Below are 26,791 nucleotides of genomic sequence, written 5' to 3'. Positions count from 1 at the left end.
TGTAGGAAACATCATCCGACGGCAGAGGATCAGGCGTTCTGAGTGGCAACCTGATCGCTTTCATTTTCCAGTCCGGACCACCAGGTTCTTCCCCGCTGCGGATACATGACGTTGAACGCCTCGCCCATTTGCGGCGTGGTGATCGACACATTGCGTTCCCAGGCCAATGCGAGAATCCGGTCGAAGGGCTCGAACCAGGCGTGCATCGACAAATCGAAGGTGCCGTTGTGAATCGGCAGTANCCAGCGGCCCTTGAGGTCGATATGGGCTTGCAGGGTCTGTTCCGGCTGCATGTGCACGTGGGGCCAGTCGACGTTGTAAGCGCCTGTTTCCATCAACGTCAGGTCAAACGGGCCATATTGTTCGCCGATACGTTTGAAGCCATCGAANTAGCCGCTGTCGCCGCTGAAGAAGATCCGCGTGTCGCCATCGATCATCACCCACGAGGCCCAGAGCGTGCTGTTGCCATCGAACAGACCGCGCCCGGAAAAGTGCTGCGACGGTGTGGCGATGAACTGGATGCCATGCACTTCCGTGCCCTGCCACCAATCGAGTTGGCGCACTTTGCTGGCATCGACGCCCCACTTGATCAGGGTGTCGCCCACGCCCAGTGGGGTCAGGAAGTAGTTGGCCTTATCCGCGAGTTTGAGCACCGTTTGATAATCAAGGTGGTCGTAGTGGTCGTGGGACAGGATCACCGCTTCAATCGGCGGCAGTTCTTCGAGGCTGATCGGTGGCTGGTGAAAACGCTTGGGGCCGGCCCACTGCACGGGTGANGCACGTTCGGCGAACACCGGGTCGGTGACCCAGAATTTACCGCGCATTTTCAGCAGTACGGTGGAGTGGCCGAGGCGATAGACGCTGTGGTTGGGGGCCGCAATCAACGCGGCCTGGGTCAGGGCTTGCACCGGGACGGACGCCGTCGGGCGAGTGTTGCGCGGTTTGTGGAAAATCATGTTCCACATGATGCGCAGCATCTTTCGAAAGCCTTCACGTTGCACAGGCACATGATTTTGGAACAGCCCTTGTGCCTGACGGGAAGCTTCAGGCGTGGAGGCATTGTCCGCAGGGGAAATTGAATTGGCCATGACTGAGTGACTCCAGAAAACCGCAAAGCGGTATTTCACGGTGGGACGATAATTGGCCAAAGCACGCACGCATCAGCCGAAGATTCTATTGTTCACTGTGCAGGATTAACGAAACATTACACTGCACAGTGTAGTTTCTAGGTTGCATCAAAGCCGATCACAAGTAAACTGCCGAGTGTAATTCTTCTCTGCCCACTGCCGAAGCGTACTTATGACAGCTCCACAGCGCCTCACCGACCGAAAACGCGAAGCGATCATCCAGGCGGCGATTGCCGAATTCCGTGCCAACGGTTTCGACATCACCAGCATGGACAAGATCGCCGCCACTGCTGGCGTGTCGAAGCGCACGGTGTACAACCACTTCCCCAGCAAGGAAGAATTGTTCGCCGAAATCCTCAATCAACTGTGGGCGCGGGTGACGGCAGAGCAGGAAACGTCCTACCGCCCTGACCTGCCCCTGCGCGAGCAAATGCGCCTGATGTTGCAGGCGAAATTGCAGATGCTGGGCGATGACAATTTTCTCGACCTGGCGCGGGTGGCGATTGCTGCCACCATCCATTCTCCCGAGCGCGCGCAGAACATGGTGGCCCGAATGGGTGAGCGTGAAGAGGGTCTGACTGTGTGGATTCGCGCCGCCCAGGCGGACGGTCGATTGAAACCGGTCGACCCCGAATTTGCCGCGCAGCAGATCCAGGGAATGCTCAAATCCTTTGCGTTCTGGCCGCAGATTTCCATGGGGCTCCCGGCGCTGTCAGACGAAATGCAAAGCACCGTGGTGGAGTCGGCGCTGGACATGTTCCTGGCCTGTTATCAGCGCTGAATCGAGCTGCCATAAATGACAATCTCTGCCGAAAGATCAATCACGGGACGCGCTGAATAAACCGCAGCAATGTGTTTCAGAATGAAACTGGCGCTGGGGCTATAGTGAGCGTCAGTCCCAGCGCCATGCAGAGAGCATCATGACCACCCCGACCCACGAAACCAAACCCGCCGCTGCCGTCGATCACCTGCGCTTCCACCGCGCCCACGCTCACTTGGCGCCGACGTTCGGCAACGACAAATTTGCCCTGCGCGCCGAGGCCTTTGCACGGTTTTTCGGTACACCGACCTTTTTGGGCGCCCAGACGCTGATTGTGGTGCTCTGGGTCTGCCTCAATGTCTTTGGCGTGACCCACTTCGACGTTTACCCGTTCATCCTGCTCAACCTGGCGTTCAGCCTGCAANCGGCCTATGCCGCGCCCCTGATCCTGCTGGCCCAGACCCGTCAGGCCGCGCGGGACAAAGCCCAGTCCGACGCCGACGCCCTGCACCGCGAATCCCTCGCCGTGGCCAACAGCGAACGCCAGGCACAAGCGGCGCAGAACACCGCGCAACTGCTGGCGTTGCTTGAGCAAAACACCCGGCTCACCGAAATGACCAAGACCCTGACCGAACGCATCGAGAACCTGACCTCGGAAATGCATCAGCATTTAGTGAAAGATCATCCGAAGGATTAGCACCCGGTCACGGCAATCGAAGCGCCCGCCCCAACTCATCAAACAAGGTCACCACCGAACGCAACGCGCGGCAGTCCGGACGTGTCAGCAACCATAGGGCGGTGTCGTAGCCGTGCAACGGGCCGGTCAGCGGTTGCAGTTGGTCTCCGATCAAAAAGTCCGGCAACGCCGCGACGCCCAGCCCGGCACGCACCAACTCGGTCACCGACAACATGCTGTTGCAGCGATAACCGGGCGTGACGCCGGGCAATTGCTGGCGCCGCCACGCAACGGTGGGGTGGTCGGGTAGAAAGTCATCTGGCGCGATCCAGGTCAGCGAGGCCAGGTCTTCAGGATCGACCGATTTCAGGTACGCCGCGCTGGCACAGACCCGATAGGAAATATCCGCCAGTCGTCGGCCAACCAGATGCCCGGGCGGTGTGCGAGTCAGACGCAAGGCGATGTCGGCATCGCGACGGCTGAGGTTGGCAAAATCGTTGGAGGTGCTCAGTTCCAGCGTCAACGCCGGGTAATCGGGCATGAACCGCGCCAACGCCGGCAACAGCAGGCCTTGCAATACCGAATCGGTACAGGTCAGGCGCACGGTACCGCTGATCACTTCGCCGCCCTGCTCCACCCCAATGCGCGCCGCCTCCAACGCTTGTTCTGCATGCTCGGCTTGCTCGGCCAGGGTCTGGGCGAGCGTGGTCGGCAGGTAACCGGCACGGCTTTTTTCGAACAGTTGCTGACCCAGCGCGGATTCCAGTCGGCGAACCGCGCGAAACACCGTCGACACGTCGACTTTCAACAGCGCCGATGCCCGGGCCAGAGAGCCGCCGCGCACCAAGGCGAGAATCAGCGCCAGGTCTGGGTAGTCGAGTCGATAGTGCGTCGCTGCATTGATCACTTGGGATAACGCCAATATTGAATGCGTGAACGCCAATCTATAGTGGGTGCCAGGAATCAACAAGCGTCGAGATCACTCATGGAAACCACCGCCATTCGCATCGCCCTGATCGGTGACTACGACCCACAGGTCACCGCCCACCAAGCCATTCCCGTGGCGCTCGGCATGGCTGCCGAACAGCTGAACGTGGAGGTGCAATTTCAGTGGCTGGCCACCGATCACATCAACGCCGCCACCCCGTTACACCACTTCGACGGTTTCTGGTGCGTGCCCGCCAGCCCTTACCGCGACATGGACGGCGCGTTGCGGGCGATCCGTTTTGCCCGAGAACAGCAGCGACCGTTCCTCGGCACCTGCGGCGGTTTTCAACACGCGGTGCTTGAGTTCGCCCGAAACGTGTTGGGTTGGGAAGACGCCGAACACGGCGAAACCCATCCCGATGCAGCACGCACGTTACTCACGCCGCTGACCTGTTCATTGGTGGAAGCAACGGACAACATTCATCTGGTCAAAGGCTCGTTGATCGCCAATGTGTACGAAAGCGCTGAGATCGTTGAGGGATACCGCTGCCGCTATGGCGTGAATCCGGCGTTCGAGCGTGAGTTATTGACCCAACAGTTGTGCGCCGTTGGCCATGACTCGACCGGCGACTTGCGGGCGGTGGAGCTCCAGGGTCATCCGTTTTTCGTCGCCACCCTGTTCCAACCCGAACGCGCCGCGCTCAAGGGCACGCTACCGCCGCTGGCACGGGCGTTGGTTGAAGCCTGCAAGCGGCAACAGCCATGATTGCCGATACGCCATCAGCGCCGTACTACGCGGTGATTTTTACCTCTCTGCGCACCGACGGCGATCAAGGCTACGCCGAGGCCGCCGAACGCATGGTGGAACTGGCCCGTGAGCAGCCGGGGTTTCTCGGTGTTGAGTCGGCTCGGGGCGAAGATGGGGTGGGGATTACGGTGTCGTACTGGGCCAGCGAGGCAGCGATTCTGGCGTGGAAACATCATCCTGAGCACAGTGAGATTCGTGATCGGGGGCGGTCGACGTGGTATTCGGCGTGTCATACGCGGGTGTGCAAGGTTGAGCGCGACTATCGGTTTCAGCAGTAACAGTTGTGCTGCCCTTTATGCCGCCCTCGCAGGCAAGCCAGCTCCCACGGGTTTTGTGTACGACACATAACCTGTGGGAGCGGGCTTGCCCGCGATAAGGCCAGCACAAACACCACAAAAGCCTCAGCCCTGAACAAGACTCCGCACCGCCGAAATCTCCGGCACTTCCCGCCGATTCATGTACACCCGCAACGGCTCGGTCACATTGATCCGGTCATCGATATTCTGGTCCAGCAACAATTGAATCAACTCACGCTTGAGCGTCATGGCCTGTTGCGGTCCCGATACCCAGACAAATTCACTGGTGGGAATAATCCCGTCATCCGCCACGTCCATGCCAAACGAGTCTTCGCTGAAACGCACGATGTACTGGCCGGTCTTGCGATTGAGGCCGACGAAGCCTTTGAGTTGGTTGGCGGCCTGGCAGATAAGCTCGGAAGTGATGCGCATATAAACCTCACAAAAGGTCGTTAACGACCGGTGAACGATGGTTTACACGCAAGGACAAGCAATCGGATTTCCCTCTGCCGGGGAAACGCCGGGGCCAAGAGTACTGCAAAGAACTGCACAAAAGCGCTGAAAAAATCTGCTTTAAACACGTTTATGTCGGTCTGGCGATAGCGCTGGCGGCGCTCAGTTGTTAAAAGAGACGTCTTTGAAAACTCAACGCGAAAGGACCTCGAACATGCCTGTTACCTTCACCAAAAGCGCCCTGCTGCTGAGCATGCTGCTGGGCTTCGGCCAGGCACAGGCCGCCAACGAGCCCAGCCCGACGGCTCTGGCAACCCGTTTGGGCATCCCGCACCCGGCGGTGATCGCCCACCGTGGCGCGTCCTACGATGCACCGGAATCCACCGCCGCGTCTTATAAACTGGCCCGTGACCTGGGCGCCGACTACCTGGAAATGGACCTGCAACGCAGCAAGGACGGCGTGCTATTCGCCCTGCACGACAACAACCTGCAGCGCACCACCGACGTGGCCACCAAATTCCCGGATCGCAAGGACAGCCCGGCCAACGCATTCACCCTCGCCGAACTGAAAACCCTGGATGCCGGTAGCTGGTTCAACGCCGCATACCCGGATCGCGCACGTCCTTCCTTCGTCGGCCTGAAGATCCTGAGCCTGGACGAAATCATCAAGATCGCCGAAGGCAACCCGCAGCACAAACCCGGCCTGTACATCGAGACCAAAGAGCCAAAGCAATTCCCCGGCCTCGAGCGCGACCTCAAGGATAAATTGCAGGATCGCGGCTGGCTAAGCCCGGCCGGTTCCAAACTGGCGAAAAGCAATCTGGCGGTCGGCCAGGGCAAAGGCAAAGTCGTGCTGCAAACCTTCGAGAAGAGCAGCCTCGAACTGCTCGAGAAGGAAATGCCGCAAGTGCCGAAGATCCTGCTGTTATGGGTTGGCGAAGGCAGTATCGAGCCGAAATCCAAAGTGACGTTTGCCGAGTCCGGCGACAAGGACAAGGCCACTTACTACGCCAAACAGGAACCGAAAGACAAAGCCGAGTTCCAGCAATGGGTCGAGTACGCCAAGGCCCAGGGTGCGATCGGCACCGGTCCTTCGGCCGCGTTGACCAAGGGTGGCGATCAGAGCTATTCGGACCTGGTGAAACCGTGGATGAACCAGTACACCCACGATCAAGGCCTGCTGGTGCACGTCTACACCATCGACGAAGCGGTTGATTACCAGAAAGTCATGGACGCCGGCGTGGATGGCATCTTCACCAACCGCGCCAGCGAATTGCTGAAGTTCTACAAACGCCCGGCGGCGGGCACCGTTGGGCAGTTGCTGCAGAACAATGGGTATTGATCGGTAGCTGACACGACACCGCGTCGATTTCTTCGCGGGCAAGCCTCGCTCCCACAGAATTTTTGGATGCCGACATNGCTCCCACAGAATTTTTGGATGCCGACATTTTTGTGGCAACCCCGGAACCTGCAGGAGCGAGGCTTGTCCGCGAAATCTTCCAAACGACACGGTCTTTGGAATTAAGGGTGAATTAAGTTGCCACAGTTAATCTGGACTCACTTAAACAGATCACCCCAAGGAAAGAACCTCATGAAAACCCTGACTGCCCTGTTCACTGCTGCTGCCCTGACCCTCACCGCTGGCCTGGCTCAGGCTGACGTTCGCGTCGACCAGATCCCTGAGCTGGTCAAGAGCGGCAAGATCAAGCCACTGGAAGAAATGAACCAGGCGGCGCTGAAACTGCACCCGGGTGCGACCATCACCGACACCGACCTGGACAACCACTTCAACAACTACGAGTACGAAGTGGAACTGAAAACCGCTGACGGCAAAGAATTCGACGTGGACTTCGATGCCACCACCGGCAAAGTCCTGAGCGACAAACAAGACACCTGATACCCGTATAAAACAAAGCCGCACGATCTTCGGATCGTGCGGCTTTTTTGCATGCCGCATTCACGCAATCAACACGCGCCATTACGGCACCAGCCCGCTAGAATCCCTCAACGGTGATTACGCAGAGATTGATTGATATGGGGCAAACAGCGGCAGCAGACATTGCCACAATCGGTCGGATCAGCGCGGTGCCGGCGATTCTCCAGGTGATCCGTGAACTGACGGGGCTGCGTTTCGCCGCAGTGGCCCGCGTCACCGAAGACTCGTGGACCGCTTGCGCCGTACTCGATCAACTGGACTTCGGTTTGCAGGTCGGCGGCGAGCTGGATGTGGTCACGACCCTGTGCCACGAAATTCGCCAGGCGCATCATTCGGTGGTAATCGACAACGCCAGTGAAGACCCGCTCTACCGCGATCACCACACGCCTCGCCTCTATCAATTCGAAAGCTACATTGCCGTGCCGATCTTCCGCACCGACGGGCGTTTTTTCGGCACCATCTGCGCCCTTGATCCCAATCCTGCGCCGCTCAAGTCCAGCACGATCCAGAGCACCATGGAATCCTTTGCGCGGATGCTGGCGCTGCAGATCGAGGCCGAAGAAAACCTGCAAAAAACCGAAGCGGCACTGATCGCGGAACGCAAGAACACCGAGCTGCGCGAACAGTTCATCGCCGTGCTCGGCCATGACCTGCGCAACCCGTTGTTCGCCATCAGCGCCGGCGCCGAAATGCTCTTGCGCAAACTCCCCGACCCGGCCAATCAGCAAAGGGCCCGGCACATCCTCACCAGCGCCCGGCGTGCGACCAGGCTGGTCGATGACGTACTGGATTTCGCTCGTGGTTCGTTGGGCAGTGGCATTCCGGTGAACATCGCACCGTGCCCGGACCTGGGCGACGCCTTGCGGCACGTGATTTCAGAAGTCCAGAACATCTATCCCCAACGCACCCTCCACACCACCATCGGCGACCTGCACGGCATTCAGTGCGATCGCGAGCGGGTCGCGCAGTTGCTTTCCAATCTGGTGGCGAACGCCGTTGCCCATGGCGATCCCGAGGGCTCGGTAGACGTCAGCGCGCAGATCAAGGATGGGCAATTCGTGCTGAGCGTAAAAAATCAGGGGCAAATCGCCGAGGAAGCATTGCCCCATCTGTTTCGCCCTTACTCGCGACCGGCCAGCGGAACACCGCAGACCGGGCTCGGGTTGGGGTTGTACATCGCCAGTCAGATTGCGCAGTCCCATGGTGGGAAGCTGAACGTCGTCTCCACCGAGCAACTGGGCACGACGTTTACCTTTAGCCTTCCCGTACAGATTTAAGCAGGACCGAGATCGACTGCGTACCGACTCGGGCCTACAGAAACGGGCGATACAGCGACATTTCCAGAGTCGTCGGCTAGCGTGTAATTCGCCTTCACGGGACCAAGCTTAATGAACTGTTTTTCAATGTAAAAGTGCACACCTGCCACCTCTTCAACCACCGTGATTGTATGCGTGAACACCGACACGTCATTCCAGAACACTTCGAGCTTGTCCCCTTTGTTGTAGTTCTGGTTGCCTTCGACTAGCGCCCGCAAACCATTTTCGCCTAGAGGTTCGGTGAGTTCGCCATCGTCAACCCCTTCTACTTTCAAACGACTTAATTGCAGATCCATAGACATAAAAACGCTCCTTGTGAATACAGCAGCGCCACTGCGCTGGCAGCGCTATCAAACGCTCGTGCACGGCAATCGTCTACTGTCAGAACTAACAGGTGCCCCGTACCACCGAGCAACTGGGCACGACGTTTACCTTTAGCCTTCCCGTACAGATTTAAGCAGGACCGAGATCGACTGCGTACCGACTCGGGCCTACAGCCCCTGCCATCAAGCGCTCAGACGCGCCGTCACTTCATTCAACTGCCCCGACAACCCATGCAAATTACGGCCGGCCGCTTCGGTGCGCTGCACGTTGTCCAGGTTGGTGCTGGCAATGCTGGTGATTTCAGTCAGGTTGCGTGAGATGTCCTCGGCCACCGAGGTCTGTTCTTCGGCGGCGGTGGCGATCTGGCGGTTCATGTCGCGGATGGCTTCCACGGCATGGGTGATCCGCTCCAGCATGGCGCCAGCCTGGGTCACTTGCTCGACGCTTTCTTCGCTGCGCGACTGGCCGCTTTCAATCGCCTGAGCCGCGTCCACCGCACCGGTTTGCACGGTCTGGATGATCTGGTTGATCTCGATGATCGACGCCGCCGTGCGNTGGGCCAGGCTGCGCACTTCATCGGCCACCACCGCAAAACCGCGTCCGGCTTCACCGGCACGGGCCGCTTCGATCGCCGCGTTGAGCGCCAGCAGGTTGGTTTGTTCGGCGATGCCGCGAATCACTTCCAGCACCTTGCCAATGCGTCCGCTGTCGGTTTCCAGCTGGCGAATGACCGTGGCGGTATTGGCGATTTCGCCGCGCATCCGGGTGATGGTGTGAATGGTGCCCTGCATGACTTTTTCGCCGTGCTGGGCGGACTGGTCGGCATCGTCGGCGGCACGTGCCGCATCGGCGGCGTGACGGGCGACTTCCTGGGCGGTGGCCGACATTTCGTTCATCGCCGTGGCCACCTGATCGGTGCGGTTGAACTGCTCGTTGGTGCCACTGGCCATGAGGCCGGCGATCGAATTCAATTCGCCGCTGGCACTTACCAGGTCGGTGGCACTGCGCTGCAAGCGGTTGAAGGTTTCGGCGAGGAAGTCACGCAGCGTATTGGCCGCGATCGCCAACTTGCCCAGCTCATCCTGACGGGTGCTGGCCACGCGGTCGGCAAACTTGCCCTGGCTGAGTTGCGCGACGTAGTCGATCAGTTTGCGGATCGGTTCAACCAGGTTGCGGTTGACCAGCCACAGGCTCAACAGGCCGATCAACAGACCCGAGGCGAGCATCACAATGATCCCCAGCAACACCGTGCGATCGGCATCGGCGCTGATCTGCTTCGATTGCTCGGCCCCCTGCTTGCGCAATTCGCTGACCAATTCGGTCATCTGTTCGCTGGCGGCACGGTCGACACCTTTGACCGCAGCGTCGCCAGCCGTTGGGTCGGCGCCGGCCGCCACATAGGCATCACGGCCCTTTTGATAGGCAGCGCCCAGCAGACGGTGTTCGTCACGCAGGCGTTCGATGCGGGTTTTCAGTTGCGGCTCGATACCTTTTTGCCCGGCGAGCTCACCGAGAATGCCCTGCACATCGCGCTGACGGTCCTCGAACTGCTTCCAGTATTTGTCCAGGTCCTGGGGCTGTTTGCCGCGCAGCAATACGTTTTTCCACTCCTGCACTTGCACCTTGAATTGCAGGTTGGCTTCGTCGATCAACTGCGAGGTGTGCAACGGGCCTTCGATCAGGTTCGCGTAGCTCTGAACACCGCTGGACAGAAAGTGAAAGCAAGCCAGCGCGATCAGCAACATCGCCAACAGACTGCCGCTCAGCAACGCGAGGATTTGTGCTCTCAGGGATTTTTGCAGCATCGAGTAATACTCATGACAGGGGTGAGACACGCCGTAACCAAGCGTGAAAGGTGTCCGGACTTCCCTGTCTGCGACGTCGGCGGCTGGCCGAGGGCGCGCAACTTAACCTAAGCGTGATCGGCGTGCCAGAGCGGTTCTTGAGATGTATCCGACCACCGGCAACGCAATCGTTTGCGGTCACTTTTTCGTCACAAAATCGTCATCCAGGCTTGCGATGATGCGGCTCAAGTGAACCCAGCCGTCACCCTGCTACATCGAGCGATTGCCCCTCTTGCGAGCCCTCATGAACCACAGCATCGACCAAAGCCATCGCGACCCGGACCTGTTTGGTCTGCTCTACGGTTTCAGTTTTCGCCCCGGTGAGCGTGGTCGGGAGATCGACTCGGCCAAGGCGTTGCAATGCCTGCAACAACCGGACGACAGCGATGAATTTCTGTGGCTTCACCTGAACCTCGCGCATGCCGCGTGCGAGCGCTGGATGAAAAGCCACCTGGCATTGCCGGATGAGTTTTTCGAAGCCCTGCACGAGGGCTCGCGCTCCACCCGTATCGAGCATGTCGACTCGGCCCTGCTGGCGGTGGTCAACGACGTGGTGTTCAACTTCAGCAGCATGGTCTCCTCGGATATCTCCACGCTGTGGGTGTGCGCCCGCAGCCGCTTGCTGGTGAGTGCGCGCCTGCAACCGTTGCACTCGGTGGATAAATTGCGCTCGTCGGTGAAGGCCGGTGAACGCTTCCGTTCGCCGCTGGAATTGTTCGTGCATTTGCTGCGCGATCAGGGCGAGGTGCTGACCCAGATCGTGCGCAAGACCAGCCTCAGTGTCGATCAGATCGAAGATGAGTTGCTGTCATCACGGCTGTCGACCAACCGTGCAGAACTGGGTGCCAATCGCCGGGTGCTGGTGCGTCTGCAACGGTTGCTGGCGCTGGAGCCGGGTTCGTTGTTGCGACTTCTCAACCGGCCGCCGCAGTGGTTGCAGAAGGAGGACGTGAAGGAGCTGCGCAAGTCCACCGAGGAATTTGCACTGATCATCAACGACCTGATGGCCTTGGGTGAGCGCATCAAGCTGTTGCAGGAAGAGATCGCCGCCAACCTCAACGAGCAAAGCAACCGCACGCTGTTCACCCTCACGGTGGTGACGGTGCTGGCGCTGCCGATCAATATCATTGCCGGTTTTTTCGGCATGAACGTGGGTGGGGTGCCATTGTCGGGGGATCCAGAGGGGTTCTGGATTCTGGTGGCGCTGGTCGCGACGTTTACCGTGATTGCGGGGCGTTGGGCGTTTCGCAAGCGCCAGGATTATTGATCCTCAAAACGCCATCAAACCCCTGTGGCGAGCCTCAAAACCGAAGTGAATTATTATTGATCCTCAAAACGCCATCAAACCCCTGTGGCGAGCCTCAAAACCGAAGTGAATTCTGATTAACGGATCAGCAAACAACCCAAACCCTGACCCAAGGCAGTCTCTCTGTAACATTTGGCAACGATCATGACGGACACTCCTTCCTTCCTCAGGATTGTCCTTCATGGCTACGCCCTCCTACACCGCCGAAACCCAGGCTCCCGCCCGTAGCGCCAGGCCCCAATTCGATAAAAAACCCAGCCTGTTCACCCTCGTGGTGTTTTTCGGGGTGCTGGCCAGCGGGCTGTTGTTCACCGCNTACAGCCTGATGCACGACATGCACGAACTCGGCACGGTGGTCACCACCTGGACGCCATTCCTGCTGCTCGGCGTAGCGCTGCTGATCGCGCTGGGCTTTGAGTTCGTCAATGGCTTCCACGACACCGCCAACGCGGTGGCGACGGTGATTTACACCAACTCGNTGCCGCCGAACTTCGCGGTGGCCTGGTCCGGGTTCTTCAACTTCCTGGGGGTGCTGCTGTCGAGCGGCGCCGTGGCGTTCGGCATCATCGCCCTGCTGCCGGTCGAGCTGATCTTGCAGGTCGGCTCATCCGCCGGTTTCGCGATGATCTTCGCCCTGCTGATTGCCGCCATCCTGTGGAACCTGGGCACTTGGTGGCTGGGCTTGCCGGCCTCGTCGTCGCACACCCTGATCGGTTCGATCATCGGCGTCGGCGTGGCGAATGCCTTGATGCACGGGCGTGACGGCACCAGCGGCGTGGACTGGAGCCAGGCGATCAAGATCGGTTATGCCCTGCTGCTGTCACCGNTGGTCGGCTTCGGCTTTGCCGCGCTGTTGTTGCTGGCTTTGCGTGCATTCGTCAAGAACCGCGCACTGTACAAGGCACCGGNNGGCGACACCCCGCCGCCATGGTGGATTCGCGGCATGTTGATCGTCACCTGCACCGGCGTGTCCTTCGCCCACGGTTCCAACGATGGCCAGAAAGGCATGGGCCTGATCATGCTGATTCTGGTCGGCACCCTGCCGATGGCCTATGCGCTGAACCGCACCATGCCCGCCGAGCAGTCCTTGCAGTTCGCCGCCGTCGCCGAAGTCACCCAGCAAGCGCTGGTGAAAAGCGCGCCGATGCCGGCCCCGGCCGATCCGCGCCCGGTGCTCTCCGAATACGTGCGCAGCAAGGAAGCCACACCGCAACTGATCCCGGCCCTTGCTGCCCTCACGGGCAGCATCGGCGCAGAGGTCAAGGGTTACGGCTCCCTGGCCAAAGTCCCTGCCGAAGCCGTCGGCAACGTGCGTAACGACATGTACCTGACCAGCGAGACCATTCGCCTGATGGACAAGGACAAGGTCGGCAATTTCGACGCTGACACCCAAGGCAAACTGCAATTGTTCAAGCAACAGATCGACAATTCCACACGCTTTATTCCGCTGTGGGTGAAGATCGCCGTGGCCATCGCCCTCGGCCTGGGCACCATGGTGGGCTGGAAGCGCATCGTGGTGACCGTGGGTGAGAAAATCGGCAAGACCCACCTGACTTACGCACAAGGTGCGTCGGCCGAGACAGTGGCGATGCTGACGATTGGTGCAGCGGATATGTTCGGGCTACCGGTGTCGACCACCCACGTATTGTCGTCGGGTGTGGCCGGGACCATGGTCGCGAATGGCGGCGGGTTGCAGATGAAGACCATCCGCAACCTGCTGATGGCCTGGGTGCTGACCTTGCCGGCGGCGATCTTGTTGTCGGGCAGCCTGTATTGGTTGTTTACCCAACTCTTCTAGCCCCACCACATACCCCTGTGGGAGCGTGGCTTGCCCGCGAAGAACGATGACGCGGTCTCNNGACAACACGGTGAAACAGACACACCGCGTTGCCTGGATCGCCAGCAAATCGGCTCCTACACGGATCGCGTTAAGTTGTGGACTGTATGACGTTTGCCAGCCAGTCCATGAACGCCCTCACCCGCAGCGGCAAATGCCGTTGCCGGGCGTAGAGCAGCGAGACCTCCATCGACGGTGCGCTGAACTGCGGTAACACCGCCACCAGATCACCGCTATCCAAATGCGACTGCATGCCCTTGACCGGCGCCTGAATCAGACCAAATCCCCCCAGGCACGCCGCTTCATAGGCGTCGGTGCTGTTCACAGTGACGCTGCCCGCCATCGGCAATCGATGCAACATGTCGTCCACCTCGTACAAAAAACCCTCCGAGCGCGAACCCAGTACGCCGACGTAATGGACCAGTCGATGGTGTGCCAGATCCTCAAGACTTTCCGGCACGCCAAAGCGCTGCAAGTAGGCGGGACTGGCGCAATTGACCATCGCAAAATCACACACGCGGCGAGCGACCACCGATTGATCCGGCTGCGCACCGACCCTCACGACGCAATCAAAGCCTTCCCGCTGCAAATCGACCCGACGATCAGTGGTACTGATTTCCAGTTCGAGGTTGGGGTGCAGCGCCATGAATTCCGGCAAGCGCGGCAGCACCATCTGGCGGCCCAAAAAGTTCGGCATGTCAAAGCGAATCCGCCCGGTGAGCGACGCCGCATCCTGACGAAACAGCCCTTCAATTTCATCCATGTGCGACAACAAATCCCTGCTGCGCTCGTACAGCACCAGGCCGTCCTGCGTTGCCTGAACCCGGCGCGTAGTGCGTTGCAACAAGCGCGTCCCCAACAACGCTTCCAACGCCTGAACGTGTTCCGAAACGGTCGACCGGGGCACGCCCAGACTTTCGCCCGCCAAGGTAAAACTCGACATCTCGCTGACACGAACGAAGGTGCGCAGCAGTTCCAGCTTGTTCATGGGCGGCCCCTCTATTGTTCGGTTTAACCGACCAGTGATTCCAGTTTCAGTCTGTTTATCACCATACGCCGGATAAATAAACTTCCTCCACACCGTCACTCACCACCCTTGAGGAAGTCCCATGAACACTAAAATCGCACTGATCACTGGCGCCAGCCGCGGCCTCGGCAAAAACGCAGCCCTGCATCTGGCCGCCCAAGGCGTCGACATTATCGGCACCTACAACAGCAAGGCCGATGAGGCGCAGGCACTGGTCGCCGACATCGAACGCCTCGGCGCTCGGGCGGTGATGCTGCAACTCGATGTGAGCCAAAGCGAACATTTCGAAGCGTTCGCCACCCAGGTCGCCGACGTGTTGCACAGCCGTTTTGATCGCCAGCACTTCGACTTTTTGCTCAACAATGCCGGCATCGGCCTGACCGCGAACTTCGTCGACACCACTGTCGCCCAATTCGATCTGCTGATGAACATCCACCTGAAAGGGCCATTCTTCCTCACCCAGAACCTGCTGCCGCTGATGGCGGACGGTGGGCGCATCCTCAACGTGTCCAGCGGTCTGACCCGTTTCAGCTTGCCGGGTTACGGCGCTTACGCGGCGATGAAAGGCGCGATGGAAGTGCTGACCCGTTACCAGGCCAAGGAACTGGGTGCCCGCGGCATTTCTGTGAACACCCTGGCACCGGGCGCCATCGAAACCGATTTCGGCGGTGGCACGGTGCGTGATAACAGCGACGTGAACAGCTACGTCGCCAGCAATACCGCGTTGGGTCGGGTGGGTCAGCCGGATGACATCGGCGCTGCGATTGCATTGCTGCTGGCACCGGGTAGCCAGTGGATCAATGGCCAGCGCGTTGAAGCGTCGGGCGGGATGTTTTTGTAACTCGAACTTGTGGCGAGGGGGCTTGCCCCCTCGCCACAAAAACAACAGCGATCAACTGACGGTACCTGCCGTTGAAGCGTCGGGCGGGATGTTTTTGTAACTCGAACTTGTGGCGAGGGGGCTTGCCCCCTCGCCACAAAAACAACAGCGATCAACTGACTGCGCGAGGCATCAGGACGCGCTCGCGCACCACGTCATACGCCCAGTGATAAACGTAGGTGTATGGCAGGAAAAACAGCAACACGCCAATGTCCAGCAGGAACGCCTGCCACAGGCTGACGTTCAGCCACCAGGCAATCAGCGGCACCCCCATCGCCACCAGCCCGCCTTCGAACAGCAGCGCATGGACAACCCGTACCCAGGCGTTATGGACGATTCCATAGCGTTTGAGCAAGCGATCGAACAGACCGTTGAAGACCACGTTCCAACCCAGAGCAAGCGCGGCAATCACAACGGTGACAGCGCCCATTTCAATCATCGGTTTGTCCATGATCCACGCCAGTAGCGGCGTACAGATCAGGATGGCCAGCACTTCGAAACCGATGGCCTGGAAAATACGTTCAGTAATGGATTTGTTGACGCTCATGATCGGGACTCCCTGAGTGACTGTGGTTGCCATGATCCGGTCTCACGCCGATACTTCATAATCAATAACCATCGATCAAGGCGATAGTTCATGGCCTCTCAGGAAGTGTTGCAAGCGTTTGTCCAGGCGGCGACGCAAGGCTCGTTTTCTGCGGCAGCGCGCAAGCTGGGACGCAGTCAGTCGACTATCAGTGCAGCGGTCGCGAGCCTTGAAATCGATCTGAACCTGGTCCTGTTCGACCGCAGCAGCCGCAAGCCGAGCCTGACCCCGGCCGGGCACGTGATGCTGCAGCGGGCCGAGGAGATCCTGGCCGCCACCAGCCGCCTGGAAATGACTGCAAGCCAACTGTCCCAAGGGGTTGAGCCGAAGCTGACGGTGGCGATTTCCGACACCTATCAGTCCGACCGTTTCGAAGCGGCGCTGAGTGCGTTCGATCAGCGTTATCCGGACCTTGAACTCGAATGCCTGATCGCTGAATGCGATGACCTGGTGGCGCTGGTGCAAAGCGGTCGGGCGCATGTGGCCTTCGCCGAAAAACAGGACAGTTACCCGCCGGACCTGGTCAGCTCGACCGTGGAGGAGCGGACGGAGATTGCCCTGTTTGTGGCCCGCGAGCATCCATTGGCGGCGCTGGACCTCGTCGATCAAGACGTGTTGCAACAGCATCGGGAGTTGCGTCTGGCGACGATCGTCAATCCGTATGAAAGCCGTGCGAAGGGCCGCGTCTGGTCGGCGCCGAGTTACCTGATGCTGCTGGAAATGGCCCAGGGCGGGTTTGGCTGGGCACCGTTGCCGCGATGGTTGGTGGAGCGGTTTGGCCCGGGGACATTGCAGGAACTGGACGTTCGGGGCTGGCCGAAACCGGTGTTTGTCGATGCCTTGTGGTCGCGGCTGCATCCGCCGGGGCCGGCGGGCAGTTGGTTGCTCGGCAAGATGCTGGAATGAAGGTCATTCAGCCCTTATCGCGAGCAAGCCACGCTCCCACAGGTTCTGCGCCAACCCTGTGAGAGCGGGGCGCCAACCCTGTGAGAGCGGGCTTGCCCGCGATGGGGCCAGCAGGCTTACATCACTTCAACGCCTTGATCCGCGCCTCGATAAACCGCCGCTCCGGCACCTGCTGCGTCAACGCCAGCGCCCGCTCATACGCCACCCGCGCCTCTTCACTCCTTCCCAACTGCCGACAAAAATCCGCCCGCGCCGAATGCGCCAAGTGGTAGTCCAGCAAATCCCCCCGCTCCAGAATCCCGTCAACCAACACCAACCCCGCCAACGGCCCGTCTCGCCTGGAGATCGCCGCTGCACGGTTCAATTCGATCACTGGCGAGGGCACCGCCGCCAGCAGCACGTCATACAACCCCACAATCTGCTGCCAGTCGGTCTCCCCCGCCGTGGGCGCTTCGGCGTGCACCGCCGCAATCGCGGCTTGCAGGCAATAAGGCCCGAACCGCCCGGTGGTCAGCGCCGCTTCCACCAGCGCACAACCCTCGGCAATCATCCCGGCATCCCACAACGAGCGGTCCTGTTCATCCAGCACAATCAACTCACCGCTCGCCGACGTCCGGGCCGGGCGTCGTGATTCATGCAACAGCATCAATGCCAGCAGCCCCATCACTTCCGATTCCGGCAGCAACTCCATCAACAACCGCCCGAGCCGGATCGCTTCGCGTGTCAGGTCCTCGCGGGTCAGTTCGGCACCGACAGACGCCGAATACCCCTCGTTGAACACCAGGTAAACCACCCTGAGCACACTGTCGAGACGCTCGGGCAGTTCCGCCAGTGTCGGCACTTGATAAGGGATTTTGGCGTCACGGATTTTCGCTTTGGCGCGCACGATGCGCTGGGCGATGGTCGCCGGTGCCGAGAGAAAGGCGCGGGCGATTTCTTCCGTGGTCAGGTCGCACACTTCGCGCAGGGTCAACGGCACCTGGGCGTCCGACGCGAGGGCCGGGTGACAACAGGTGAAGATCAGCCGCAAGCGATCATCTTCCACGTCTTCCTCACTCCAGTCGGCCTGCTCCAGCTCCTCCAGTTGAGCGATCAACATCGGCCGGGACGCGGCAAAGCGCGCGCGCCGACGCAACACATCAATGGCCTTGAAGCGCCCGGTGGACACCAGCCAGGTGCGCGGGTTGTCCGGCACGCCGTCACGCTGCCAACGCTCGACCGCGACGAAAAACGCCTCGTGCAAGGCCTCTTCGGCGAGGTCGAAATCGCCGAGCAAGCGGATCAGCGTCGCCAGAATCCGCCGCGAGTCCTCGCGGTAGACCTGCTCGACCCGAGCCGTGACCGACGCATCAGTCATCAGTCCGGCATGCCTTCAGTCACCAGCGTCACCAACCTATCAAGGCTTTGTCCCCAGCCATCGTAAAACCCCATGGCCTCATGGGCCTGGCGGTCTTCTTCGGACCAGTGCATGGCCCGGGCGGTGTAGAGGGTTTTGCCGTCCCTGTCTTCGAGGGTCACTTCGGCCGACATGAAGGGTTTGCCCGAAGGAATCCAGCCGGGAATAAACGCGTCGGTGAACACCAGTCGCTCAGGCGCGACGATCTCGAGGAAGACCCCCATGGTCGGATACTCAGTCCCGTCCGGCGCGCGCATCAGGGTGCGAAACTGGCCGCCGACCCACAGGTCCATTTCGCATTCCGGCGTGGTCATGCCATGCGGCCCCCACCACTGAACGAGCAGGGCCGGCTCGGTCCAGGCGCGGAAGAGCTTGCGGCGCGGCGCGTCGACCAGACGACTGATGGACAGCTCGAATTCGGCAGGCTGATGTTTATAAGGTTGCGGACTCATGCAGGTCTCCTGTCTTGTGATTGTTATTCAGGGATTCAACTGGCGAACGGGACGCACCTCGACGCTGCCGACCCGGGCCGCCGGGATATTGCCGGCGACCTGGATCGCTTCATTCAAGTCCTTGGCCTCGATCAGGTAAAACCCGGCGAGCTGCTCCTTGGTTTCGGCAAACGGCCCGTCGGTGATCGACAGCTTGCCATTGCGCCTGCGCACGGTGGTCGCGGTCTGCACCGACTCCAGCGCCTCGGCCGCGATCATCCGGCCGCTGCCCTGAATCGCCTCGGCGTAGGCCATGCACTCGGCGTCATGAGGGCTGTCGGGCAGCGAGTGCAACGCCTGTTCGTTGCTGTAGACCAGGCATAGATACTTCATGTGGGCTCTCCCGGATCGAACTGATCAACTATGGCTGCTGATTGGCATTTTCGCGCTGCTTCCCGATAAACAGCCCGACAATCAGGGCTCAAGGTTGAACAGCGTCGTGCCGCTGGTCATGTCGAACGGGGCCGACCAGTGTTCGTGGACGATGCGCCATTGCCCGGCATCGCGCCGATAGCAGGCGGTCACACGCATCCAGCAGGCCTGGGTTTCACCTTGTTCGTTGGTGCCGCCGCAATGGGCCAGCCAATGGGCGAAGGCGATGTGCTCGTCCGCGACGATGTTCATGTGGTCGAAGTCGAACTTGTGCTCGCCCTGGCACATTTCCATGCACTCCTCCCAATGCGCGCGGTATGCCGCCTTGCCCCGGAATTGCAGGGCCTTGACCGCATCGTAGGAGACGATGTCGTCGGCATACAACGGCATGAGTTTCTCGACGTTTTTGGCGATGACTGCCTCACGATAGGTGTCGATCAGGGCCTGGATTTCATGGGTAGCGCTCATGGTGGTTCTCCGTGGTTTTTGTTGTGAAGACACCCTTAGTCGTCTGGCGCACCGCCAAATCGACAGTCGAAATAAAAATAATCCATGAACGCAAACTCGCTAGAATCCGACACACATTTACGTTGGAAAAAGGACACTCCAGTGACAACCCGACTCGTGCCTTACGAAAGCCTGAATGCGCGCCAGCGCCAGCAGGTCGAGGCCATCGAAGTGCATAAAGAACAGATCAAGTTCTCCGGCGACATCCACGGTGCCTTGCACACCTTGCTGTCCAAACCCGGCCCCGGCGTCGAAGGATTTGCGCTGCTGGCCGAGGACATCCCCGTGGCCTTCCTGCTGCTCAAACGCCCGCCCGTGTTGCCGGCCTGGGCCGATGAACACAGCGCGACCTTGCATGCGTTGCAAGTCGATCACCGCGCTCAGGGCAAAGGTTATGGGAAGGCCTGCCTGCAAGCCCTGCCCGACGTGGCTCGGCAGGCGTTTCCGGAAATCAAAGCGCTGGAACTCTCGGTGGATGCGGACAACGAGGCTGCTATCGCGCTCTATGCAAAATTTGGCTGGGTCGACAGCGGCGAGGCGTACAGGGGCCGGATCGGTTATGAACGGCGCATGAGTCTGATTTTCTGAGGTGGTTATGCTCGACAGCATCGAAGCACTGGAGGCGATCTACGGCCAACCCCACGACCGCGCCGTGCGCAAGCAGATTGCCTTTCTGAACGAGGACTATCAGGCCATGGTCCGCGCCTCACCGTTGGTGATCATCAGCTCGGTCGGCCCCGACGGCCTGGACGGTTCGCCCCGGGGCGACACACCGGGATTTGTGCGAATCATCGACCCGAAGACCCTGGCGATCCCGGATCGTCCGGGCAACAACCGCATCGACACGCTGCGCAATGTGGTGCTCGATTCGCGGGTGTCGCTGCTGTTCATCATTCCCGGCATCGGCGAGACGTTGCGGGTCAACGGCACGGCGCAGATCAGCGCGGAACCGGCGTTGCTGGAGAGCTTCGCGGTGAACGGCAAACCGGCGCGCACGGTGATGCTGGTGACGGTGGACGCGGCGTACTTCCATTGCTCGAAAGCGATTGTGCGTTCGGACTTGTGGAACCCCGAGAAGCACCTGGAGCGCTCGGCACTGCCGACGGCGGGAGCGTTTCACAAGCGCTTGAACGCCGGGCAGTTCGATGCCGAAACGTATGACCGGGAAGCGCCGGCGCGGGTGCGGGACAGTCTTTACTGACACGCCCCTAACCAATGTGGGAGCGAGCCTGCTCGCGATGACGGCATAACATTCAACAGAAGTGTCGACTGTCAGACCGCCATCGCGAGCAGGCTCACTCCCACAGGGGATCTTCGGTGGTGGGTAGAGGTTGGTTACAACGCCAACACCATCTCATGCCACGCCATGCCGCCATGGTCGGAGGCCGAAGGCTTGATGTAGGCAAAGCCGAATCCGGAATACAACGGAATGTGCCGCTCCTTACACATCAGGTGGATGCTGGCCTTGCCCATCGCGCGCATGCGCTCGATGAATTCGCCCATCAAACGCTTCGCCAGCCCCTGCCCCTGATAATCCGGGTGCACCACAACCGACATGATCACGACGTGCGGCCCGGCCGGGTCGTGGCCAATCAGTTCCTTGAACGCTTCGTCTGACATTTCAACCTGAAACGCCGCACCGGCGTTGATGAAACCGGCTACAACGCCGTCCACTTCGGCGACGATAAAACCGTCGGGCCAAGTGGCAATGCGCGTGGCGATTTTTTCCAGGGTGGCGGCTTCGTCGCCTTCGTAGGCAACGGTTTCGATGGCGTAGCAGCGGTCCAGATCAGCAGACAGGACGTTTCGGATAACAGGGTTCGACGAGTTCATGGTGGATCGCAGCGACCTTGGGGCGAGTGAGAGGACAGGATAACGCTCGCCGATTCTAGCAATACTTGCTTCCTTTCGAACGCGCCCTATCCACCTCTATCGGATCGGATTATTGGTGTTGCCTGTCTCTGATCATCGATAGGGGGAACACACCATGAGCAGTATCAAGGACGGACACTGATTGGGGGCAGCGGTATTAAGACGGCGTATAGATCGAGCGGAACGGAGGTTGTGCGGGGGGGATGCGAGACGTCAGCGAACGCTACGAACGGGCACTGTGAAGTGCCCGTCCGGGGCTCGGTTCATTACGGTTTGAGCGGTAGCCAGATTTCCAGCACGCCGGTGTTGAGCTTCGGGTTGAAGTCTTCGCTGTAGCGTTCGAACTCCGGAGCGTCCGCCGCTTGATGGCCAGACTGAGGCAGCCAGGTTTTCCAGATGTACTGAAAGGTCGCGGGCAACTGGTCCAGTGTGCCTTTGTGCTCGAACACCGCGTAATGCTGGGGTTGAACCTCGACCCAGCGGTACTTCTCGGGCAGGTCGTCGAGTTTGTCGATCTCGACGCCAGCGATGTATTCAAAACCACCCTTGCCGTCGGGATTACAGCAAATGCCGTAGGTCACTTCACCTTTTTGGCCGGGAATCTGGCCAATCTCGGGAATGAATTTCTCCCAGAGTTCGGGAATGCCTTGTGTGGTCTGCTGGGTAAATCGACCACCCAGCCCTGCAATGAGCAGAAAGTGCCCGTGTTCGAAGCGTGGCTCGGCCGGTTTTACGCCTGTTTGCTCATCCATGACTCAACTCCTGAGACGAAAAAAGTGGGTTCCTCTTCGAGTATAGAAGCCAAACCCGATTCGCAAAATTACAGGGCGTGCAACTGCTCGACGGCGCCGGCACCAACAAACTCGTTATAGCCCGATAGAATCACGTACACCGCGAAATAGCAGAAGATCGCCGCCGATGCCATGTAGGAGTAACGCAGCAGTTTGTCGCCCAGCAACTTGCCGCCGTGGCTCGCGGCGAAGCACAACGCGACGCACCAGAGCACCCCGGCGCACAGAAACCCGCCGAGAAACAGCGCCGAGCTGACGGCATCACCGCCACCGGAGCGCGCGATCAACGTGCCGCCCACGGCCGCAAACCAGAGAATGGCGCTGGGTGACGACATGGCGAGGAAGATCCCGCGGAAAAACTCTTTGCGGTGAGAGTTCTGCCCCACCTCGGCGGACTGCGCCAGCACCGCTTCATGGTGAATCGCCGAATAAATCATCTTCGCCGCGAAGTACACCAGCAACGCTGAACCGCCGATCCACAGCACCCAACGCACGGTTTCGTATTGCAGCAAAACGGTCATGCCCGCCAACGCCAGCACCGCGTAAATCAGGTCACCGACGCAGGTGCCCAAGCCCAGGGCAAAGCCTTGAAAATAGCCGCGTTGCATCGCCAGGGTGATCATCGCGATATTGGCCACGCCGATATCCAGGCACAGCGAAAGGCTCAGCAGAAAGCCGCTGGTAAATTCCATCAACCGGGTTCCTTCGGACAAATTTGTTTACAGAGTCGCTGGACAGTGTGCCACAACAGCCCTTACATTCCGCCACAGGCCACCGCAGTGGCCAGCGTCGCTCGGACGGTTCCGGGCGCTCACGTTACCGAGGCAACAATGGCTNACCNAGGTTCGCCGCGCCGCTTTGCGCGCATAGATCGACTCCCCCCTTACGTTTTTAATATCACTGCCGAGCTGAAGATGGCTGCGCGTCGGCGCGGCGAAGACATCATCGACTTGAGCATGGGTAACCCTGACGGCGCCACTCCACCGCACATCGTGGAAAAAATGGTCACCGTCGCCCAGCGTGAAGACACCCACGGCTACTCCACCTCCAAAGGCATTCCGCGTCTGCGCCGAGCGATTTCGCGCTGGTACAAAGACCGCTATGCAGTGGACATCGACCCGGAAACCGAAGCCATCGTGACCATCGGTTCCAAGGAAGGCCTGGCGCACTTGATGCTGGCCACCCTGGACCAGGGCGACACCGTGCTGGTGCCCAACCCGAGCTACCCGATTCACATCTACGGTGCCGTGATTGCCGGCGCCCAGGTGCGCTCGGTGCCGCTGATTCCGGGCGTGGACTTCTTCGCGGAACTGGAAAGCGCGATTCGCGGCTCGATCCCGAAACCGAAAATGATGATCCTCGGCTTCCCGTCGAACCCCACCGCCCAGTGCGTGGAGCTGGATTTCTTCGAACGGGTGATCGCCCTCGCCAAGCAATACGACGTGCTGGTGGTGCATGACCTGGCCTACGCCGACATCGTCTACGACGGCTGGGAAGCCCCGTCGATCATGCAAGTACCCGGCGCCAAGGACATTGCGGTGGAGTTTTTCACCCTGTCCAAGAGCTACAACATGGCCGGCTGGCGTATTGGTTTCATGGTCGGCAACCCGGAGCTGGTCAACGCCCTGGCACGGATCAAGAGTTACCACGACTACGGCACCTTCACCCCACTGCAAGTGGCGGCGATTGCGGCGCTGGAAGGCGATCAGCAGTGCGTGAAAGACATCGCCGAGCAGTACCGCCAACGCCGTAACGTGCTGGTCAAAGGCCTGCATGAGCTGGGCTGGATGGTTGAGAATCCGAAGGCGTCGATGTACGTCTGGGCGAAGATCCCCGAGGCGTATGCCGCCATGGGCTCGCTGGAGTTCGCCAAGAAGCTGCTGGCCGAGGCCAAGGTTTGCGTCTCGCCGGGTGTTGGATTTGGTGAGTACGGTGACGACCATGTGCGCTTTGCGCTGATCGAGAACCAGGACCGGATTCGCCAGGCGGTGCGCGGTATTCGCGGGATGTTCCGGGCGGATGGGCTAGTCACTAAAACCAACGCCTGATACCGAACCTGTAGGAGCCGGCTTGCTGGCGATGGCATCGACTCGGTTAGAAGTTAAACCGAGTCGTCTGCATCGCCAGCAAGCCGGCTCCTACAAAAGCGTTGCGGTGTTGCTTAAACGAACATCGACAGCAGCAGGATAAAGCCCAGCGCAACGATGGACAGGATGGTTTCCATCGCCGTCCAGGTCTTGAAGGTCTCGGCCACGGTCATGTTGAAGTACTGCTTCACCAGCCAGAACCCTGCATCGTTGACGTGAGACAACACCAACGACCCCGCCCCCGTCGCCAACACCAGCAGCTCACGGTTCACACCCGGAATCATGCCCACCACCGGCACCACAATCCCCGCGCCGGTAATGGTCGCCACGGTCGCAGAACCGGTGGCCACGCGAATCACCGCCGCCACCAGCCANGCCAGCAGGATCGGCNTGATCTGCGCGTTCACTGCCATGTGGCCGATCACGTCACCCACACCGCTGGTCACCAGCATCTGCTTGAAGCCACCACCGGCACCGATGATCAGAATGATCGCGGCGGTTGGCGCAAGGCTGGCGTCGAGCAACTTCAGAATCTTGTTCGATCCCATGCCCTGACGGTGGCCGAACGTGTATAGCGACAGCAGCAAGGCCAGCAACAGCGCCGAGATCGGGTGACCGACCAGGTCCATGAAGGAGCGTGCGAAATTGCCTTCCGGCAGCACCACGTCGGCAAAGGTTTTGAGCAGCATCAGGAACACCGGCAGCAGCACGGTGATCAGGGTGATGCTGAAGCTCGGCAGCTCGGCGGAATCCGGCTCGCGAGCCAGTTGATCCACCAGTTCCTGGTTAGGATGGCCGGGGATGTATTTGGCGATGAAAGTGCCGTAGATCGGGCCGGCAATAATAGCGGTCGGCAGCGCGACGATCAGGCCGTACAGGATGGTTTTGCCGATGTCCGCGCCAAACACGCCGATGGCCAGCAGCGGGCCCGGGTGCGGTGGCACCAGGCCGTGCACTGCCGACAGGCCGGCGAGCAACGGGATGCCGATTTTGATCAGCGACACACCCGTGCGACGCGCGACGATAAACACCAGCGGGATCAGCAGCACGAAACCGATTTCGAAGAACAGCGGAATGCCGACCAGGAACGCGGCGAACATCATCGCCCACTGCACCTTGTCCTTGCCGAACGCCCGAATCAGCGTCTGGGCAATCTGATCCGCCCCGCCCGACTCGGCCATCATTTTGCCGAGCATCGTGCCCAGCGCGAGGATGATGCCGACAAAGCCGAGCACCCCGCCGAAGCCGTCCTGGAACGCCTTGATGATCTTGTCCACGGGCATGCCCGAGGTCAGCCCGAGAAAGGCTGCGGCGATGATCAGGGCAATGAAGGGGTGGAACTTGAACTTGGTGATCAGGACGATAAGCCCGATCACCGTGACCACTGCATCGAGCAGCAGGAACGTCTCGTGGGACATGCCAAACATTAGGGGTGTCTCCTGGTTGTTGTTGTTATTAAAGCGGGTAATTCGCGAGCCATGAGGACAGCGCTATCTCTTCGGAAAAAACTCATACGGCCTGTTTCAGGCCATGGGCCTGCCACCAGTCATGAGCTTGCTTCGCCAATTGGTCGACGCTGTGGTTCGAAGCGTCCAGAGCCAGGGTCAGGGGCTCGCCCACGGGCGATTCAAGGGTGGCGAACTGGCTGTCGATNAGGGTTGCNGGCATGAAATGGCCNGGCCGATGGGAGACACGATCAGCGGCGACTTCAGGGGTCAGCTCAAGGAACACGAAGCCCAGGCCCGGCAAGGCGCTGCGCAGACGTTCGCGGTAACTGTGTTTGAGGGCCGAGCAGGTCAGCACCGGGCGCTGGCCTTGAGCGTCGACGCGGCGCAATTCATCGCACAGGCTGTCGAGCCAGCCGGCACGGTCTTCGTCGTTCAGGGGGATACCCGCGCTCATCTTTTCGATATTGGCGGCAGGGTGGAAAGTGTCGCCTTCAATGGCGGTGGCGCCGTTCAGGAGGCACAAGGCTTCGCTGACGCNNGACTTGCCGCAACCGGCAACGCCCATGATGACCAGGGCGGTGATGGAATGATTCATGTAACACCTCAGCGCGCAGACAGCGCTACCTTTGCCAGATATGACACTGGATCAAAAGCAGAAGTTGCCGACGCCTTCTTGTCATTTTTGTGGGTTGCAGCATGTTCGTTCCCAATGCCAAAAAGCGGGGATCAGGCAAACCCCGCTCACGCATTTGCAGCTGCATCGAGACAGCGCTACCTTAGTGCCTCGATTTTTGTTTGGCAACCGCCTGATGACCTCC

31 protein-coding genes are annotated in these 26,791 nt (G+C 60.0%); 15 read left to right on the top strand and 16 right to left on the bottom strand.

Going from position 1 to position 26,791, the window contains the following annotated elements:
- Positions 1-29: 29 nt before the first annotated feature.
- Positions 30-1,088, bottom strand: coding sequence for an MBL fold metallo-hydrolase (locus B7L09_RS24980; RefSeq protein WP_094471088.1), 1,059 nt, complete (start codon positions 1,086-1,088; stop codon positions 30-32).
- A 211-nt stretch (positions 1,089-1,299) separates the two neighbouring features.
- Here B7L09_RS24980 and B7L09_RS24975 point away from each other — a divergent pair, with 211 nt between their 5' ends.
- Both B7L09_RS24975 and B7L09_RS24970 read left to right on the top strand, forming a co-directional pair.
- Positions 1,300-1,908, top strand: coding sequence for a TetR/AcrR family transcriptional regulator (locus B7L09_RS24975; protein ID WP_094471087.1), 609 nt, complete (start codon positions 1,300-1,302; stop codon positions 1,906-1,908).
- 139 nt (positions 1,909-2,047) lie between these two features.
- A complete protein-coding gene (locus B7L09_RS24970; RefSeq protein WP_094471086.1) occupies positions 2,048-2,584 on the top strand; it encodes a DUF1003 domain-containing protein in 537 nt (178 codons plus the stop codon).
- Between the two features lie 7 nt (positions 2,585-2,591).
- On the opposite strand, the gene B7L09_RS24965 is transcribed toward B7L09_RS24970, so the two are convergent.
- A complete protein-coding gene (locus tag B7L09_RS24965; protein WP_094471085.1) occupies positions 2,592-3,533 on the bottom strand; it encodes a LysR family transcriptional regulator in 942 nt (313 codons plus the stop codon).
- 15 nt (positions 3,534-3,548) lie between these two features.
- Here B7L09_RS24965 and B7L09_RS24960 point away from each other — a divergent pair, with 15 nt between their 5' ends.
- Both B7L09_RS24960 and B7L09_RS24955 read left to right on the top strand, forming a co-directional pair.
- Positions 3,549-4,256 (top strand): CTP synthase C-terminal region-related (seleno)protein, encoded by a 708-nt coding sequence (locus B7L09_RS24960; RefSeq protein WP_094471084.1) that lies wholly within the window; start codon positions 3,549-3,551, stop codon positions 4,254-4,256.
- Positions 4,253-4,576: an antibiotic biosynthesis monooxygenase family protein gene (locus B7L09_RS24955; protein WP_094471083.1), complete on the top strand. Its 324-nt coding sequence runs from the start codon at positions 4,253-4,255 to the stop codon at positions 4,574-4,576. Before B7L09_RS24960 ends, B7L09_RS24955 begins: the two co-directional genes overlap by 4 nt.
- A 123-nt stretch (positions 4,577-4,699) precedes the next feature.
- Here B7L09_RS24955 and B7L09_RS24950 read toward each other — a convergent pair whose 3' ends face one another.
- Positions 4,700-5,026, bottom strand: coding sequence for a DUF2025 family protein (locus B7L09_RS24950; RefSeq protein WP_094471082.1), 327 nt, complete (start codon positions 5,024-5,026; stop codon positions 4,700-4,702).
- A 235-nt stretch (positions 5,027-5,261) separates the two neighbouring features.
- Between B7L09_RS24950 and B7L09_RS24945 the strand changes: the two genes are divergently transcribed.
- From B7L09_RS24945 to B7L09_RS24935, 3 genes are all read left to right on the top strand, one after another.
- Positions 5,262-6,389, top strand: coding sequence for a glycerophosphodiester phosphodiesterase (locus B7L09_RS24945; RefSeq protein WP_094471081.1), 1,128 nt, complete (start codon positions 5,262-5,264; stop codon positions 6,387-6,389).
- 249 nt (positions 6,390-6,638) lie between these two features.
- On the top strand, positions 6,639-6,944 hold the full coding sequence (locus B7L09_RS24940; protein WP_010457288.1) for a PepSY domain-containing protein: 306 nt from the start codon (positions 6,639-6,641) through the stop codon (positions 6,942-6,944).
- A 137-nt stretch (positions 6,945-7,081) separates the two neighbouring features.
- Positions 7,082-8,260, top strand: coding sequence for a GAF domain-containing sensor histidine kinase (locus B7L09_RS24935; protein WP_094471080.1), 1,179 nt, complete (start codon positions 7,082-7,084; stop codon positions 8,258-8,260).
- On the opposite strand, the gene B7L09_RS24930 is transcribed toward B7L09_RS24935, so the two are convergent.
- Both B7L09_RS24930 and B7L09_RS24925 read right to left on the bottom strand, forming a co-directional pair.
- Positions 8,257-8,601 (bottom strand): hypothetical protein, encoded by a 345-nt coding sequence (locus B7L09_RS24930; protein ID WP_094471079.1) that lies wholly within the window; start codon positions 8,599-8,601, stop codon positions 8,257-8,259. The genes B7L09_RS24935 and B7L09_RS24930 overlap by 4 nt on opposite strands.
- A 204-nt stretch (positions 8,602-8,805) precedes the next feature.
- Positions 8,806-10,428 (bottom strand): methyl-accepting chemotaxis protein, encoded by a 1,623-nt coding sequence (locus tag B7L09_RS24925; protein ID WP_094471078.1) that lies wholly within the window; start codon positions 10,426-10,428, stop codon positions 8,806-8,808.
- A gap of 283 nt (positions 10,429-10,711) precedes the next feature.
- Here B7L09_RS24925 and B7L09_RS24920 point away from each other — a divergent pair, with 283 nt between their 5' ends.
- Positions 10,712-11,734 (top strand): transporter, encoded by a 1,023-nt coding sequence (locus B7L09_RS24920; RefSeq protein ID WP_094471077.1) that lies wholly within the window; start codon positions 10,712-10,714, stop codon positions 11,732-11,734.
- A gap of 220 nt (positions 11,735-11,954) precedes the next feature.
- Complete coding sequence (locus tag B7L09_RS24915) at positions 11,955-13,571, top strand: inorganic phosphate transporter (protein WP_094471076.1); 1,617 nt, start codon at positions 11,955-11,957, stop codon at positions 13,569-13,571.
- A gap of 130 nt (positions 13,572-13,701) precedes the next feature.
- On the opposite strand, the gene B7L09_RS24910 is transcribed toward B7L09_RS24915, so the two are convergent.
- Entirely contained in the window at positions 13,702-14,598 is an 897-nt protein-coding gene (locus tag B7L09_RS24910; RefSeq protein WP_094471075.1) for a LysR family transcriptional regulator, read from the bottom strand.
- Between the two features lie 121 nt (positions 14,599-14,719).
- On the opposite strand from B7L09_RS24910, the gene B7L09_RS24905 reads away from it, so the two are divergent.
- Positions 14,720-15,478: an SDR family NAD(P)-dependent oxidoreductase gene (locus B7L09_RS24905; protein WP_094471074.1), complete on the top strand. Its 759-nt coding sequence runs from the start codon at positions 14,720-14,722 to the stop codon at positions 15,476-15,478.
- A 151-nt stretch (positions 15,479-15,629) separates the two neighbouring features.
- On the opposite strand, the gene B7L09_RS24900 is transcribed toward B7L09_RS24905, so the two are convergent.
- Positions 15,630-16,064, bottom strand: coding sequence for a multidrug/biocide efflux PACE transporter (locus tag B7L09_RS24900; RefSeq protein WP_094471073.1), 435 nt, complete (start codon positions 16,062-16,064; stop codon positions 15,630-15,632).
- Between the two features lie 90 nt (positions 16,065-16,154).
- Here B7L09_RS24900 and B7L09_RS24895 point away from each other — a divergent pair, with 90 nt between their 5' ends.
- Complete coding sequence (locus tag B7L09_RS24895) at positions 16,155-17,009, top strand: LysR family transcriptional regulator (protein WP_094471072.1); 855 nt, start codon at positions 16,155-16,157, stop codon at positions 17,007-17,009.
- Between the two features lie 121 nt (positions 17,010-17,130).
- Here B7L09_RS24895 and B7L09_RS24890 read toward each other — a convergent pair whose 3' ends face one another.
- The 4 genes from B7L09_RS24890 to B7L09_RS24875 all read right to left on the bottom strand — a co-directional run bounded on the left by B7L09_RS24890 (position 17,131) and on the right by B7L09_RS24875 (position 19,736).
- Positions 17,131-18,366, bottom strand: a complete 1,236-nt coding sequence (locus tag B7L09_RS24890) for an RNA polymerase sigma factor (RefSeq protein ID WP_094471071.1) — start codon at positions 18,364-18,366, stop codon at positions 17,131-17,133.
- A complete protein-coding gene (locus B7L09_RS24885; RefSeq protein WP_094471070.1) occupies positions 18,366-18,857 on the bottom strand; it encodes an SRPBCC family protein in 492 nt (163 codons plus the stop codon). Before B7L09_RS24885 ends, B7L09_RS24890 begins: the two co-directional genes overlap by 1 nt.
- A gap of 27 nt (positions 18,858-18,884) precedes the next feature.
- A complete protein-coding gene (locus B7L09_RS24880; protein WP_094471069.1) occupies positions 18,885-19,229 on the bottom strand; it encodes a YciI family protein in 345 nt (114 codons plus the stop codon).
- 81 nt (positions 19,230-19,310) lie between these two features.
- The gene (locus B7L09_RS24875) at positions 19,311-19,736 is read right to left on the bottom strand and encodes a YybH family protein (RefSeq protein WP_094471068.1); all 426 of its coding nucleotides are present in this window, start codon (positions 19,734-19,736) and stop codon (positions 19,311-19,313) included.
- A gap of 141 nt (positions 19,737-19,877) precedes the next feature.
- Here B7L09_RS24875 and B7L09_RS24870 point away from each other — a divergent pair, with 141 nt between their 5' ends.
- Both B7L09_RS24870 and B7L09_RS24865 read left to right on the top strand, forming a co-directional pair.
- On the top strand, positions 19,878-20,363 hold the full coding sequence (locus B7L09_RS24870) for a GNAT family N-acetyltransferase (protein WP_094471067.1): 486 nt from the start codon (positions 19,878-19,880) through the stop codon (positions 20,361-20,363).
- Positions 20,364-20,370: 7 nt separating this feature from the next.
- A complete protein-coding gene (locus tag B7L09_RS24865; RefSeq protein ID WP_094471066.1) occupies positions 20,371-20,976 on the top strand; it encodes a pyridoxamine 5'-phosphate oxidase family protein in 606 nt (201 codons plus the stop codon).
- 134 nt (positions 20,977-21,110) lie between these two features.
- On the opposite strand, the gene B7L09_RS24860 is transcribed toward B7L09_RS24865, so the two are convergent.
- The 3 genes from B7L09_RS24860 to B7L09_RS24850 form a co-directional block, all read right to left on the bottom strand.
- The gene (locus tag B7L09_RS24860) at positions 21,111-21,608 is read right to left on the bottom strand and encodes a GNAT family N-acetyltransferase (protein WP_094471065.1); all 498 of its coding nucleotides are present in this window, start codon (positions 21,606-21,608) and stop codon (positions 21,111-21,113) included.
- A gap of 305 nt (positions 21,609-21,913) precedes the next feature.
- Entirely contained in the window at positions 21,914-22,399 is a 486-nt protein-coding gene (locus B7L09_RS24855; RefSeq protein ID WP_094471064.1) for a GyrI-like domain-containing protein, read from the bottom strand.
- 68 nt (positions 22,400-22,467) lie between these two features.
- Complete coding sequence (locus tag B7L09_RS24850; protein ID WP_094471063.1) at positions 22,468-23,130, bottom strand: LysE family translocator; 663 nt, start codon at positions 23,128-23,130, stop codon at positions 22,468-22,470.
- 138 nt (positions 23,131-23,268) lie between these two features.
- Between B7L09_RS24850 and alaC the strand changes: the two genes are divergently transcribed.
- Positions 23,269-24,486: an alanine transaminase gene (gene alaC / locus B7L09_RS24845; protein ID WP_094471062.1), complete on the top strand. Its 1,218-nt coding sequence runs from the start codon at positions 23,269-23,271 to the stop codon at positions 24,484-24,486.
- Between the two features lie 113 nt (positions 24,487-24,599).
- Here the strand turns inward: alaC and B7L09_RS24840 are convergent, their stop codons facing one another.
- Both B7L09_RS24840 and B7L09_RS24835 read right to left on the bottom strand, forming a co-directional pair.
- On the bottom strand, positions 24,600-25,952 hold the full coding sequence (locus tag B7L09_RS24840) for a GntP family permease (protein ID WP_094471061.1): 1,353 nt from the start codon (positions 25,950-25,952) through the stop codon (positions 24,600-24,602).
- 82 nt (positions 25,953-26,034) lie between these two features.
- A complete protein-coding gene (locus tag B7L09_RS24835; protein ID WP_094471060.1) occupies positions 26,035-26,568 on the bottom strand; it encodes a gluconokinase in 534 nt (177 codons plus the stop codon).
- Between B7L09_RS24835 and B7L09_RS32185 the strand changes: the two genes are divergently transcribed.
- Positions 26,560-26,791, top strand: a 232-nt coding sequence (locus tag B7L09_RS32185; protein WP_217902020.1) for a hypothetical protein, incomplete at its 3' end; no start/stop codon positions are given. The genes B7L09_RS24835 and B7L09_RS32185 overlap by 9 nt on opposite strands.

It is taken from the genome of Pseudomonas mandelii (genome assembly GCF_002251635.1).
GTDB lineage: Bacteria > Pseudomonadota > Gammaproteobacteria > Pseudomonadales > Pseudomonadaceae > Aquipseudomonas > Aquipseudomonas mandelii_B.
Note: the sequence above shows the minus strand (reverse complement) of the source record. Positions and strands in the feature narration are given on the sequence as shown.